This is a genomic window from Mycobacterium sp., assembly GCF_049278535.1.
Taxonomy (GTDB): domain Bacteria; phylum Actinomycetota; class Actinomycetes; order Mycobacteriales; family Mycobacteriaceae; genus Mycobacterium.
The window spans coordinates 70,371-83,026 of the sequence record NZ_JBAPMI010000157.1 but is presented as its reverse complement, the minus strand read 5'-3'; the positions used below and the strand labels follow the sequence as shown (position 1 = coordinate 83,026).

Annotated in this window: 13 protein-coding genes; 1 reads left to right on the top strand and 12 read right to left on the bottom strand. The window is 66.7% G+C overall.

What is annotated here, in order from left to right:
• Positions 1-2: 2 nt before the first annotated feature.
• The 3 genes from trpC to WAO18_RS10420 all read right to left on the bottom strand — a co-directional run bounded on the left by trpC (position 3) and on the right by WAO18_RS10420 (position 3,095).
• Positions 3-821 carry an indole-3-glycerol phosphate synthase TrpC gene (trpC, locus tag WAO18_RS10430; RefSeq protein ID WP_422206132.1) on the bottom strand — a complete coding sequence of 273 codons (819 nt, stop codon included), beginning with the start codon at positions 819-821 and terminating at the stop codon, positions 3-5.
• 80 nt (positions 822-901) lie between these two features.
• A complete protein-coding gene (locus WAO18_RS10425; protein WP_422206131.1) occupies positions 902-1,561 on the bottom strand; it encodes a TIGR02234 family membrane protein in 660 nt (219 codons plus the stop codon).
• Positions 1,554-3,095, bottom strand: a complete 1,542-nt coding sequence (locus WAO18_RS10420; RefSeq protein WP_422206166.1) for an anthranilate synthase component I — start codon at positions 3,093-3,095, stop codon at positions 1,554-1,556. The genes WAO18_RS10425 and WAO18_RS10420 overlap by 8 nt, the downstream gene beginning before the upstream one ends.
• A 60-nt stretch (positions 3,096-3,155) precedes the next feature.
• On the opposite strand from WAO18_RS10420, the gene WAO18_RS10415 reads away from it, so the two are divergent.
• Positions 3,156-3,614 (top strand): peroxiredoxin, encoded by a 459-nt coding sequence (locus WAO18_RS10415; RefSeq protein ID WP_422206130.1) that lies wholly within the window; start codon positions 3,156-3,158, stop codon positions 3,612-3,614.
• On the opposite strand, the gene WAO18_RS10410 is transcribed toward WAO18_RS10415, so the two are convergent.
• The 9 genes from WAO18_RS10410 to hisD all read right to left on the bottom strand — a co-directional run bounded on the left by WAO18_RS10410 (position 3,588) and on the right by hisD (position 12,626).
• Entirely contained in the window at positions 3,588-5,972 is a 2,385-nt protein-coding gene (locus tag WAO18_RS10410; protein WP_422206128.1) for a putative bifunctional diguanylate cyclase/phosphodiesterase, read from the bottom strand. The genes WAO18_RS10415 and WAO18_RS10410 overlap by 27 nt on opposite strands.
• A 289-nt stretch (positions 5,973-6,261) precedes the next feature.
• Positions 6,262-6,609, bottom strand: a complete 348-nt coding sequence (hisI, locus tag WAO18_RS10405) for a phosphoribosyl-AMP cyclohydrolase (RefSeq protein WP_422206126.1) — start codon at positions 6,607-6,609, stop codon at positions 6,262-6,264.
• Positions 6,606-7,403: an imidazole glycerol phosphate synthase subunit HisF gene (gene hisF, locus WAO18_RS10400; RefSeq protein ID WP_422206124.1), complete on the bottom strand. Its 798-nt coding sequence runs from the start codon at positions 7,401-7,403 to the stop codon at positions 6,606-6,608. Before hisF ends, hisI begins: the two co-directional genes overlap by 4 nt.
• Positions 7,393-8,193, bottom strand: coding sequence for an inositol monophosphatase family protein (locus WAO18_RS10395; protein ID WP_422206122.1), 801 nt, complete (start codon positions 8,191-8,193; stop codon positions 7,393-7,395). The genes hisF and WAO18_RS10395 overlap by 11 nt, the downstream gene beginning before the upstream one ends.
• A 7-nt stretch (positions 8,194-8,200) precedes the next feature.
• Complete coding sequence (gene priA, locus WAO18_RS10390) at positions 8,201-8,935, bottom strand: bifunctional 1-(5-phosphoribosyl)-5-((5-phosphoribosylamino)methylideneamino)imidazole-4-carboxamide isomerase/phosphoribosylanthranilate isomerase PriA (RefSeq protein WP_422206120.1); 735 nt, start codon at positions 8,933-8,935, stop codon at positions 8,201-8,203.
• Between the two features lies 1 nt (position 8,936).
• On the bottom strand, positions 8,937-9,557 hold the full coding sequence (hisH, locus tag WAO18_RS10385; protein WP_422206118.1) for an imidazole glycerol phosphate synthase subunit HisH: 621 nt from the start codon (positions 9,555-9,557) through the stop codon (positions 8,937-8,939).
• Positions 9,554-10,168 carry an imidazoleglycerol-phosphate dehydratase HisB gene (gene hisB / locus WAO18_RS10380; protein WP_422206116.1) on the bottom strand — a complete coding sequence of 205 codons (615 nt, stop codon included), beginning with the start codon at positions 10,166-10,168 and terminating at the stop codon, positions 9,554-9,556. The genes hisH and hisB overlap by 4 nt, the downstream gene beginning before the upstream one ends.
• Positions 10,165-11,289, bottom strand: coding sequence for a histidinol-phosphate transaminase (locus WAO18_RS10375; protein ID WP_422206115.1), 1,125 nt, complete (start codon positions 11,287-11,289; stop codon positions 10,165-10,167). The genes hisB and WAO18_RS10375 overlap by 4 nt, the downstream gene beginning before the upstream one ends.
• Positions 11,286-12,626 (bottom strand): histidinol dehydrogenase, encoded by a 1,341-nt coding sequence (hisD, locus tag WAO18_RS10370; RefSeq protein ID WP_422206164.1) that lies wholly within the window; start codon positions 12,624-12,626, stop codon positions 11,286-11,288. Before hisD ends, WAO18_RS10375 begins: the two co-directional genes overlap by 4 nt.
• Positions 12,627-12,656: the final 30 nt, after the last annotated feature.

Here is a 12,656-nt window from a genome sequence, read left to right as displayed (position 1 = left end):
GGCTAGCGGGCGGGCTTGGGGCACGACGGATGCTTACCGGCGGTGACCAGGTCGGCGACAGCAGCACGCGGATCACCGCTGGTGACCAGCCCTTCGCCGACCAGGACGGCATCGGCACCGGCACCGGCGTAGGCCAGCAGATCGGCTCGGCCACGAACACCGGATTCGGCGATTCGGATCACGTCGGACGGCAGCCCCGGGGCGATGCGCGCAAAGCAGTCCCGGTCGACCCGTAGCGTCCGCAAGTCACGGGCGTTCACACCGATCACCCGGGCTCCAGCCGTCAACGCGCGGTCGGCTTCCTCTTCGGTGTGCACCTCGACAAGTGCAGTCATGCCAAGCGATTCGGTGCGCTCCAGCATCGACTCCAGCGCCGGTTGATCCAGCGCCGCGACGATCAGCAGAAGCATGTCCGCACCGTGGGCACGGGCCTCATGAATTTGGTAGGGCCCCACCACAAAGTCTTTGCGCAGCACCGGTATCGACACCCCGGCACGCACCGCGTCCAGATCGTCCAGGCTGCCGTGAAAGCGGCGCTCTTCGGTCAGCACGCTGATGATCCGGGCGCCGCCGTCTTCGTACTCGCACGCCAGAGCGGCCGGGTCGGAGATCGAGGCGAGCTCACCCGCCGATGGGCTGGCTCGCTTGACTTCGGCGATGACGCCGATGCCGGGCTCGCGCAACGCGGCCAACACATCACGCGGCGCAGGCGCAGCTTCAGCGGCGGCCCTGATCTCGGCCATGCTCACGACGGCTTCACGGGTGGCAACGTCGGCGCGGACTCCCTCGATAATGGAGTCGAGCACGCTTGCCGAACTCATGCCGTAGGTTCCTCTCCCCGGGCGCCGCCATATTGTCGTCGGCGTACTTCGAAGGGTAGCGAGCGCCGGCGCACGGTTCGTCACCGACCCTCGGTGTCAGGGTCGGGTGGTGGATTGCCATCCGGCGGCGGCGCCGACTCGGTCGGGTCGCGGCCCTCGTCGAGCTCGTCCCAGATCATCCGCTCAGACATCGGCCACTCGTCGCGCGCTGCCGCGGACCGACGCGCAGCGGGCGTGAGGTATTTCGTGGCGGTGCGGCCGGCCGTGGTCGCGGCGCGCATGACCAGCGCCGCGCTCGCCAGCGTGCAGACCGCGCTCGCCAGCGTGATCACCGGTCCCGGGTAGTGCCGGTTGCTGCCGACCAACTCCAGCAGCGGTACACGCGCGAGTTCAGCCGCCCGCACGGCAACGTCGGGGATCTCCAGCGTGCTGACCGCCAGATATCCCGCAGCCAGGCTGGCAAGTGCCACCAGGACCGCAAGAACCCGCAAGGCCCATCCCCGCACCGCCAGGACGGCGATAGCGGCGGCGAGCAGCAGCAGAGCCAGCGGGAGCAGGGCCGACGACCACGTCGCACCGGACAGGGTGACAGGCTTCGGTGGACCCAGCCCGTCGAAGGTGCGCAGGTCCACCCAGGTCAGCCTCGATGCCGCCCATAAACCCGCCGCCGAAGCCACCAGCAGGACCTGTGCGACCCGGATGGTCAGCCGGCCCGGAGTGGATGGCTGGGCGTCAGCCATCCCGACCGGTATCCGGGGTGGTCAACGTCTCCGCGGCCGCGATCGCGCTAAGCACCGCGCGTGCCTTGTTCGTCGCCTCGGTGTATTCATAGGGCCCGTTGGAGTCGGCCACTACCCCGCCGCCGGCCTGCACGTAGGCGGTGCCGTCGCGCATCAGCGCGGTGCGGATCGCGATCGCGAAGTCGGCATTCCCGGCGAAGTCGAGATAACCGATCACGCCGCCGTAGAGGCCGCGCCGGGTCTTCTCCACTTCTTCGATCAGCTCCATGGCGCGGACTTTGGGGGCGCCGGACAGGGTTCCGGCCGGGAAACAGGCCGTCACGGCGTCCAGCGCGGAGCGCCCTTCGGCCAGCATCCCGGTCACCGTGGAGACCAAATGCATGACGTGGCTGTAGCGCTCGATGTGGCTGTAGTCCTCGACTCGAACGGTGCCAGGCATACAGACGCGGCCCAGATCGTTACGGCCCAGGTCGACCAACATCAGGTGCTCGGCGCGTTCCTTGTCGTCGGCCATCAGCTCCTTCCCCAGGAGCTGATCCTCTTCCTCGGTCTCACCGCGCCATCTGGTTCCCGCGATCGGGTGCGTCGTCGCCCACCGGTCGTGCACGGTCACCAGCGCTTCGGGGCTGGACCCCGTAATTGAAAACGCCGTTCCCCCTTCGCCATTCGGTACGTGAAGGAGGTACATGTACGGGCTGGGGTTGGATACCCGCAACATCCGGTAGACGTCGATCGCCTCGACGTGGGTGTCCATCTCGAAACGCTGCGACGGCACCACCTGAAATGCCTCGCCGCGCTCGATTTCACCGACGAGACGTTCGACAATCGCGCCGTACTCCTCCACCGTGCGCTGGGAACGGTGGACCGGCTCGGGTCTGGTGAACGTCGCAACCGTCGCAGGCAAGTGCTGACCCAACGCAGTGGTCATCACATCCAGCCGTGCGATGGCGTCCTCGTAGGCTTCGTCGACACGCTCATCGGTGCCGTTCCAGTTCACCGCGTTGGCGATCAACGTAATGGTGCCCTCGTGGTGGTCGACGGCCGCGAGATCAGTGGCCAACAGCAGCAGCATGTCCGGCAGGTTGAGGTCGTCGACGGCGATCTCCGGCAGCCGCTCGAGCCGCCGCACCAGGTCGTAGGCGAAGAAGCCGACCATGCCGCCGGACAACGGCGGCAGCCCCGGCAGCACGGCAGTCGCCAGCAACTCCAGCGTCTCGTGTAAGACCTGGAGCGGGTCACCGCCGGTGGGCGCATCGTGCGGCACGGCACCCAGCCACACCGCCTGACCGTCGCGCACCGTGAGCGCCGACGGCGCACCGGCACCGATGAACGACCACCGCGACCACGACCGGCCGTTCTCCGCCGACTCCAGCAGAAAAGTGCCGGGGCGGTTGTCGGCCAGTTTGCGGTACGCGGACAGCGGCGTCTCGTCGTCGGCCAACACCTTGCGGGTCACCGGTACGACGCGATGCTCGGCCGCCAGCCCGCGGAAATGCTCCCGTGACGTGGTGGCAGCAGCGAGGTTTGCTTGCACGCAGCCATCTTCCCAGATGGGCAGATATACGGCGATCGCCACTGGCGTAGCCTGACGGCCATGAAAACCGGTGACACCGTGGCTGACTTCGAACTTCCCGACCAGACTGGCACTCCGCGCAAGCTGAGCGCGCTGCTGTCCGACGGTCCGGTCGTGCTGTTCTTCTACCCGGCGGCGATGACGCCCGGGTGCACCAAGGAAGCCTGCCACTTCCGAGACTTGGCTCAAGAGTTTGCCGCCGTCGGCGCAAGCCGGGTCGGCATCAGCGTCGATCCCGTCGCGAAGCAGGCGAAGTTCGCCGACACACAGGGCTTCGACTACCCGTTGTTGTCCGACACCGGCGGCGCGATCGCCAATCAATTCGGGGTCAAGCGTGGGCTTTTGGGCAAGCTGGTGCCGGTGAAACGCACCACCTTCATCATCGACACCAATCGGACTGTCCTTGACGTGATCGCCAGCGAGCTGAGCATGGAAACCCACGCCGACAAGGCATTACAGACGCTGCGCGCGCGTAGTTAGTTCGGCATGCCGCTGAACAACGGCGGTTCGTTCTGCGGGCGCCGGCGACGCCAGCAAGTCCATCATTGCGGAAGCCGCGATAGGCGGACTGTAGAGAATGCCTTGCGCCACTTCGCATCCCCGGTCGCGCAGCCACCCCGCCGTCTCGGCATTCTCCACGCCCTCCGCCACTGTCGTGACGTCCAAGGCGTGCGCGAGGTCGATGACCGCCCGCACGATCGCCTCGGCGCGCGGATCTGTCAGCACGTGCCCGATCAAGTCGTAGTCGACCTTGACCTCATCGATGGGCAGCTTGCGCAGATACGTCAATGCCGAATAACCGCTGCCGAAGTCGTCGAGTGCAATGTGAATGCGCTTCTCTCGCAAGACTTCCAGGACCTGGCGGGTCCGATAGATGTTGTCGAGCAGCATGTCCTCGGTGATCTCCACGATCAACGAGTCGCCGGGCAAGTCGTGTCGCGCCAGGGCTTCGAAGATGCGACCGGGCAGATTGACATCGCCGACCAACGGAGGGAACAAGTTGACCGCAACCGGCACGGCGATGCCCCGGCGCCGCCAGTGCGCGGCGTCGCCCAGTGCCTGGTCCAGAATCAGGTCGGTAAATGTGCGCATCAGGCCGTGCTGGCGCACCAGGGGCAGAAATTGGTGAGGCTGCACCATGCCGAAGAGCGGGTGCGGCCAGCGCACCAGCGCCTCGGCCCCCACTATGCGCGTCGTCTGCAGGTCGACCTTCGGTTGAAACAACACGGTCAGGGCACGATGGCTGATGGCCTGGCGCAGGTCACTGAGCAACCGCACCTCGACCAGTCCGCGTGTGGATTGCACCCCCGACGCGGGGAAGCTGGGCGATGTGTCGTCGCTGACATGCATGTCGGGACTGAAAGTCTGCAGTCCGCCACCGAACCGTTTGGCCGAGTACATGGCTATGTCAGCCTGCTTGAGCAATGCGCCGGCACGCAGGTCGGGATCGTCGACACCGGCAACCGCCAGGCCAGCGCTCGGCCGCATGAAGATGACCTCGCCGTCGGCGCTGAAGGGTCGCTCGAATGCCTCCATGATCTGGTAGACGATCAGGTGCGCTTGCTCCCCGGCGTCCTCGATGAGCACGGCAAATTCGTCGCCGCCAAGCCGGCCGACGGTGTCCCCGGTCCGCACGCAGCTCATCAAACGCTGGGCGGCTTGGACCAGCAGCGCGTCACCCGCGGGATGGCCCAAGTTGTCGTTGATCAGTTTGAAGTCGTCGAGATCCATCGACAACACCGCCACCGAGCGCTGATCTCGGTGGTAGAGCTGGATGGCATGGTCGAGCCGGTCATGAAACAGGATCCGGTTGGCCAGGTTGGTCAGCGGGTCGTGCAGCGCTTGGTCCGACACACTGTGCAGCAATCGCCGATTCTCGGCGACCACCATGAACTGGCGGGCCAGCACCGCAATGATCAGCCAAGGCGTCGCGGCCAGCGCGGGATCGGAGCCGAGGTGGCTATGGAGTTCGGCGAGTTCGAGCACACCGGCGATAGCTAATGGAATGTAGGGCAGCCACAACGAGATCGGGGCAGCCGAGGTCGGCGGTTCGGGTGAGGCCTCTGGCCCTTCTGCAGGACAGTTGAGCGCCGCGATGCCCAGCAGCACCAGCCCCGCCGGCCACTCCAAGCTCCACGCGCCGTCGGCCAGGTAGCTGTGGCGGACCAGCGAGAACACGTAAGCTCCGCCGGCCGCGGCAATCAGAGTCAGACCGATCGTCAGCACGGTAAACGTCCGGCGCCAGTGCGGGCTGGCGCGGGCTAGCCCGAGGATGGCCACCGTGACGGTCACGATTCCGGCGATCGGACAGGCGATCGACAGCATCTCGTCGACGCGGCTCACGCCACTAGCGGAGTACACGTCGCGGAGCAACGTCACCCAGGCCACGACGAACAGCGAGGCGCCGACTATCGCTCCGTCCAACAGCATGCGGAAACGGACGACGCCTGGATAACCCGACGGGAAGATGATCAGTGCGACGCAAGCGACCAAAGGAAAGATCAGAAACCCGACCATCGCCGTCGGCGGGTACGAGGGGAGGACACTGCCGCGTAACCGGTCATGCAGCACCGCGATCGAGCCGAACTCCAAAGCGACCAAGCCGACGGTCATCACGAGCCATGCCTGTCGTTGCCTCCCGCGTCCTCGTCGCGCCGCAATTGCGGCGCTCAGGGCCGCGAATGCAGGAAATCCCAACGTCCCCGCGACTCGCAGGGAGCTCACCACCGACTCGCCGCCCCACCCGGCTACAAACCAGACGGCGAACACCGCGAACACCGCGGTCGGCACCGCGGCTACGCGGAGCCGACGCTGCGTCGCGCTCGATGGTCCTGGCACTACACCCTGGCCTGTCATCCGGACTTGCACTGCGCGGCCGTTGATGCCGCGCCTGAAAGCTAGCAAAACCGGCGGCGGTTCACGGTGACATTTGTGCAGATCGTTGGGCGTTTGCCGACCGGATCGGCGATGTCTCCGCGTCAGCGGCGAGCGCGGCGCTTTTCCCTCCGGAATGTCGGACGCGATGTAGCGCGAGGATGTTGCTTCCAACAAACGGTCAGCGGAGCGCCAGGCGGGTTTCGCAAACCTATTTCACGATCTGAAATAACTCGCTGGTGTCTTCCTTCAGTTACTCCTCCGGTGCCAGCAGTACATCGGCGTCGAAGCAGCTGTGGTCTCCGGTGTGGCATGCGCCGCCGACCTGGTCGACCACCAGCAGCACCGCGTCGCCGTCGCAGTCCAGCCGCACCGAATGCACCCGTTGGGTGTGGCCGGACGTGGCGCCCTTTACCCACTGCGCGCCACGGGATCGCGAAAAATAAGTGCCCTCGCGGGTTTCCAGGGTGCGGGCGAGTGCCTCGTCATCCATCCAGGCGACCATCAGGACGTCACCGCTGCTGCGCTCCTGCACGATCGCGGTAAACAGGCCGTCGGCGTTGCGTTTGAGGCGCGCCGCGATATCGGGATCGAGTGTCATCGCACGGTGATCCCTTCTGCCGCCATGGCTTGTTTCACTTGACCGATGGTCAACTGCCGGAAGTGAAACACGCTGGCGGCCAATACCGCATCGGCGCCGGCAACCACGGCCGGCGCGAAATGCTCTGCTGAACCGGCGCCTCCGCTGGCAATCACCGGCACGGTCACCGCCGCACGGACCGCACGCAACATCGGCAGATCGAACCCGGCCCGGGTCCCGTCGGCATCCATCGAATTGAGCAGAATCTCCCCCACGCCCAACTCTGCACCGCGGGCCGCCCACTCCACCGCGTCGATGCCGGTGCCACGTCGTCCACCGTGAGTGGTGACCTCCCAGCCCGACGGTGTCGGAGCCGAACCCTCCGGCACAGTGCGCGCGTCGACCGACAACACGATGCACTGCGAACCGAATTGGGCCGCCATTTCGGCCAGCAGATCCGGACGTGCGATCGCCGCGGTGTTGATCGACACCTTGTCAGCGCCGGCCCGCAGCAACACGTCGACATCGTCGACTGTCCGCACACCGCCGCCGACGGTGAGCGGGATGAACACCTGCTCGGCGGTGCGGCGCACCACCCCCAGCATGGTGGCTCGTCCCGACGACGACGCGGTCACGTCGAGAAAGGTCAGCTCGTCGGCACCTTCGGCGTCATAGGCGGCGGCGAGCTCCACCGGATCGCCTGCGTCGCGCAAGTTGTCGAAGTTGACGCCCTTGACCACCCGGCCGTCATCGACGTCCAGGCACGGAATGACACGCACGGCAAGGTTTGTGTCACAGGCGGATTCAGTACTCATCGGGTCGTCCTACCGTTTGCAGCATCTCGAGCAACTGGGCGTGCACACCTGGTGCCGCCGCCAGAGCGGACCGCGAATCGGGTTTCCAGTCCTCGCCGGCCAACGTGGTGACCACTCCGCCGGCGGCCCGTACCAGCGCCACCCCGGCGGCGTGATCCCACACATGGTCACCGAAGCTGATCGAACCGCCGAGCACTCCGTCGGCGACGTAGGCGAGATCGATGCCGGTGGCTCCGTGCATCCGCATCCGCGACGACACCCGGCTGAGCTCTTCGAGCACCGCCAACCGGTACCGCCCTGGGAATCTGCCACGCGAATCGGCGTTGAAGGTGCCGACACCGATGATCGATTCGGTCAGCTCGCCCCGAGTCAACGGCGGTTGCGGCACACCATTTTTCATCACCGGACCACCCGAGACCGCCGCGTAGCGCTCGTTCATGAACGGCAACCAGGTCAGTCCGGCTACCGGATCGCCGTCATGCAGCAGGCCGAGCAGAATCGCGGCCATCGGCGAACCGGCGGCGTAATTGAACGTCCCATCTACCGGGTCGAGGATCCAGACCCATGGCGAATCGAGGTCCGCGCCACCGAACTCCTCGCCGTGCACCGGGATTCCGGTCGCCGACACCAAAGCGTCGACCACTTGACGCTCGATGGCCAGATCGACCTTGGTGGCGAAATCGTCGCCGCGTTTGCTGACGGCGGAGTCGGCTCGATGGCCGGCGACGAACGGTTTCGCGGCGACGTCGAGGATTGCCGATGCTTCCGCCACCAGTGCGTCGAGATCCATTGCGGCCCTAGCCCGCCACCGCTGCGAGCGCCTGCGGCAAAGTGAATCGTCGGGCGTACAGAGCCTTGCCGACGATCGCACCCTCGACGCCACTGCCGGTCAGCGTGGCGATGGCGCGCAGATCGTCGAGGCTCGACACGCCACCCGAGGCGATCACCGGAACGTCGGTCTGCTCGGCGACGCTGCGGAGCAGGTCGAGGTTGGGCCCGGTCAATGTGCCGTCTTTGGTGACGTCGGTGACGACGAAGCGCGAACATCCCTCGCTGTCAAGGCGTTCCAACACGTCCCACAAATCCCCGCCGTCGGTCTCCCAGCCGCGGCCGCGCAGCCGGTGATCGCCGTCGATGATCTGCACGTCCAGACCGACCGCGACCTTGTCGCCGTGCTCGGCAATCGCTCGCGCGCACCACTGCGGGTTCTCCAGGGCCGCGGTGCCCACGTTCACCCGGGCGCAGCCGGTGGCCAGCGCCGCCGCCAGCGATTCGTCATCGCGGATGCCGCCGGAGAGTTCGACCTGCACGTCGAGCTTGCCGACGACCTCGGCCAGCAACTCACGGTTGGAACCGCGGCCGAACGCCGCATCGAGGTCGACCAGGTGCACCCACTCGGCGCCGTCGCGTTGCCAGGTCAACGCGGCGTCCAGCGCTGAGCCGTACGCGGTTTCGCTGCCGGCCTTGCCCTGTACCAAGCGCACCGCCCGGCCCTCGACCACGTCGACGGCCGGCAACAAAATCAATGACACGTCATAACCCTTCAACCCAGTTGCTCAGCACGGCCGCCCCTGCATCCCCGCTCTTCTCCGGGTGAAACTGCGTGGCGGCCAACGGCCCGTCCTCGACCGCGGCCAGGAACGGTACACCGTGGGTGGCCCATGTCAGGAGCGCTTCGGGTCCGCCCTCCCACCGCTGGGCGGCATAGGAGTGCACAAAGTAGAAGCGCGCATCGGCGTCGAGGCCTTTGAACAATGCGCTGCCGGCTGCGGCCGCGACCACGTTCCAGCCCATGTGCGGGATCACCGGCGCATCCAACCGGGTAACCGCGCCCGGCCACTGGCCGCAACCGCTGCTCTCCACTCCGAACTCGACACCCCGGGCGAACAAGATCTGCATGCCGACGCACACACCCAGCACTGGCCGTCCGGTACCAACCCGCTCGGCGATCACCTGCTCGCCCTTGATCGCGCGGAGTCCGGCCATACACGCTTCGAATGCGCCGACGCCCGGCACCACCAGCCCATCGGCCGCCGCGGCCGCATCGAGGTCGGCCGTCACCTCCACCTCTGCGCCGACTCGCTGCAGCGCACGCTGAGCCGAACGTAGGTTACCGGAGCCGTAGTCCAGCACCACGACGGATTTGCTTGTCACAGAGTGCCTTTGGTGGACGGCACACCGGACACCCGTGGATCGGCTTCGACCGCTTGCCGCAGCGCCCGAGCGACGGCCTTGTATTGGGCCTCGGTAACGTGGTGCGGGTCGCGACCGTAGAGGACGCGGACATGCAGCGCGATGCGGGCGTTGTTCGCCAGCGTCTCGAACACGTGCCGGTTGATCACGGTGTGGTACGGCACCGAGCTGCCGGCGATCGTGGTGTGCCGCAGGTGATCCGGCTCGCCCGTGTGTACGCAGTAGGGCCGGCCGGAGACATCGACGATCGCGTGCGCCAGCGTCTCGTCCATCGGAATGAAGGCGTCGCCGAATCGGCGAATGCCCTTCTTGTCACCGAGTGCCTGACCGAGCGCCTGACCGAGCACGATCGCGGTGTCCTCGATGGTGTGATGTCCTTCGATGTCGACGTCGCCCTTGGCGCGCACGGTCAGATCGAAGCTGGCGTGGGTACCCAGCGAGGTCAGCATGTGGTCATAGAACGGCACTCCGGTGTCGACGTGAACGTCGCCGGTGCCATCGAGATCGAGTTCGACGACGATCTCGGATTCCTTGGTGGTGCGCTCAACGCGTGCGCGGCGACCGGCGGTCATGACGCTCCTAACGGCTGGGCTAATTGAGTCGCAGCCAGGTCTGCGCTGGCCGTCAGGAACGCATCGTTCTCCGCGGCCAGTCCTATTGTCGTGCGTAGGTATCCCGGGATGCCCACGTCGCGGATCAGTACACCGGCATCGAGGTAGCGCTGCCAGGTGTCGGGTGCATCAGCGAACCGGCCGAACAACACAAAGTTGGCGTCACTGGGAACCACCTGAAAACCCATGCCGCTCAGCGCTGTCGACACTCGTTCGCGTTCGGCGACCAGCGTCGCCACGCTGCCCAGCGTGTCGTCGGCGTGCCTCAGCGCCGCCCTGGCCGCGGCCTGGGTGGGCGCGGACAGGTGGTACGGCAGCCGAACCAGCAGCATCGCCTCGATCACTGCCGGCGTGGCAACCAGGTATCCCAGCCGCCCGCCGGCGAAAGCGAAAGCCTTGCTCATGGTCCGGCTCACAACCAGCTTGGTCGGGTACTCCTCGATCAGCGCCACGGCGCTGGGCTGCGCGGAGAACTCCCCGTAAGCTTCGTCGACGATCAGGATCCCCGGTGTCGCATCGAGCAACCGGCGTAGATCGGCCAGCGAAATGCTTTGTCCTGTTGGATTATTGGGACTCGTGACGAAAACAATGTCGGGGCAGTGCTCGACGATCGCCGCGACCGCGGCATCGGCGTCGAGGCTGAAGTCGGTGGCCCGAGTCGTCTGGATCCACTCGGTGCGGGTGCTGTCGGAGATGATCGGGTGCATCGAATACGACGGCACAAAGCCGATTGCGCTGCGTCCCGGGCCGCCGAAGGCCTGCAGTAGCTGCTGCAGGATCTCATTGGATCCGTTTGCCGCCCAAAGGTTTTCCACGCCGAGCTGAACCCCGGTCTGCACGCTGAGGTAGGCAGCCAGATCGGCACGAAGTGCCACCGCGTCGCGGTCAGGGTAGCGGTGCAGGTCGACAGCCGCATCGCGCACGGAGGCGACGACGTCGTCGACGAGCGCCTTGCTGGGCGGGTGCGGGTTCTCGTTGGTGTTCAGCCGCACCGGAACGGCCAGCTGCGGCGCCCCATAGGGCGATTTGCCGCGCAGGTCGTGGCGCAGCGGCAGGTCATCGAGCGACGGCCGGGTGCTCATTGCCCGAACCTCCGCCGTATCGCCTCGCCGTGCGCGGGCAGATCTTCGGCATTGGCCAGCGTGATCACATGCCCTGACACGTCTTTCAGTGCCGACTCGGTGTAGTCGACGATGTGGATACCGCGCAGAAAGGTCTGAACCGACAGGCCGCTGGCGTGCGCGGCACTGCCCGCGGTGGGCAGCACGTGATTCGAGCCGGCGCAGTAGTCGCCCAGGCTGACCGGCGAGTACGGGCCGATGAAGATCGCGCCGGCCGAACGAATCTGGGCCGCCACCTTGTCCGAATTCGCCGTCTGGATCTCCAGATGTTCTGCGGCGTAAGCATTGACGGTGCGGATGCCGGCATCGATGTCGTCGACCAGGATGATGGCCGACTGTCGACCGGCCAGCGCAGTCGTCACGCGCTGCCGGTGCACGGTGGTCTCCAGTTGCGCGGCCAGCTCGGTGTCGGTGGCGTCGGCGAGGGCGGTGCTCGGCGTCACCAGAACACTCGCGGCCATTTCGTCGTGCTCGGCCTGACTGATCAGATCGGCCGCGACGTGCGCCGCGTCGGCAGTGTGGTCGGCCAGGATCGCGATCTCGGTTGGCCCGGCTTCGGCGTCGATGCCGACCCGCGAGCGGCAAAGCCGTTTGGCCGCTGTGACATAGATGTTGCCCGGTCCGGTGACCATGTCGACGGGAAGCAGCTCGCCGCCGTCGGTGTCCTCGCCGCCGTACGCCAGCAGCGCCACCGCCTGGGCCCCGCCGACCGCCCATACCTCGTCAACGCCGAGAAGGCGGGCGGCGGCCAGGATGGTCGGATGAGGTAGTCCTTGGAAACGATCCCCGTATCGGCCTTGCGGCTGGGCCTGCGGCGGGCTGGCCACCACCAGCGAGCCGACACCGGCAGCCTGCGCCGGCACCACGTTCATCACGACGCTCGACGGGTACACGGCGTTACCGCCGGGCACGTACAGCCCGACCCGCTCGACGGGAACCCATCGTTCGGTGACGGTGGCACCGGGCCCCAACGTCGTCGTCACATCCGACCGGCGCTGATCGGCGTGCACCGCGCGGGTGCGTTCGATCGCCACCTCCAGTGCAGACCGGACGTCGCGATCCAGACCGGCCAGCGCGGCGTCCAACTCGGCACTGGGCACCCGGACCTTCGGCGGCCGAACTCCATCGAACGATTCGCCGTACTCGAGGGCGGCCTCCGCGCCGCGTTCGGCGACCGCATCGACGATCGGTCGCACCGTGGAAAGCGCGGCCTCCACGTCCACTCCGCCACGGGGCAAGGCCGCCCGCAGTCCGGCGACGGACAAGTCGGCACCCCGCAGGTCGATGCGCGCCATCACAGTCACGCCAACCATTGTCCCAGAGCAGAG

Excerpts from the sequence above, each read along its gene's own strand:
- WAO18_RS10395 (WP_422206122.1), bottom strand. The coding sequence starts at position 8,193 with ATGGATCTCGACGCACTGGTGGCGGAAGCATCGGCAATCCTCGACGTC.
- hisF (WP_422206124.1), bottom strand. The coding sequence starts at position 7,403 with ATGAGTACTGAATCCGCCTGTGACACAAACCTTGCCGTGCGTGTCATT.
- WAO18_RS10415 (WP_422206130.1), top strand. The coding sequence starts at position 3,156 with ATGAAAACCGGTGACACCGTGGCTGACTTCGAACTTCCCGACCAGACT.
- hisB (WP_422206116.1), bottom strand. The coding sequence starts at position 10,168 with ATGACCGCCGGTCGCCGCGCACGCGTTGAGCGCACCACCAAGGAATCC.
- WAO18_RS10425 (WP_422206131.1), bottom strand. The coding sequence starts at position 1,561 with ATGGCTGACGCCCAGCCATCCACTCCGGGCCGGCTGACCATCCGGGTC.
- trpC (WP_422206132.1), bottom strand. The coding sequence starts at position 821 with ATGAGTTCGGCAAGCGTGCTCGACTCCATTATCGAGGGAGTCCGCGCC.
- WAO18_RS10375 (WP_422206115.1), bottom strand. The coding sequence starts at position 11,289 with ATGAGCACCCGGCCGTCGCTCGATGACCTGCCGCTGCGCCACGACCTG.
- hisI (WP_422206126.1), bottom strand. The coding sequence starts at position 6,609 with ATGACACTCGATCCCGATATCGCGGCGCGCCTCAAACGCAACGCCGAC.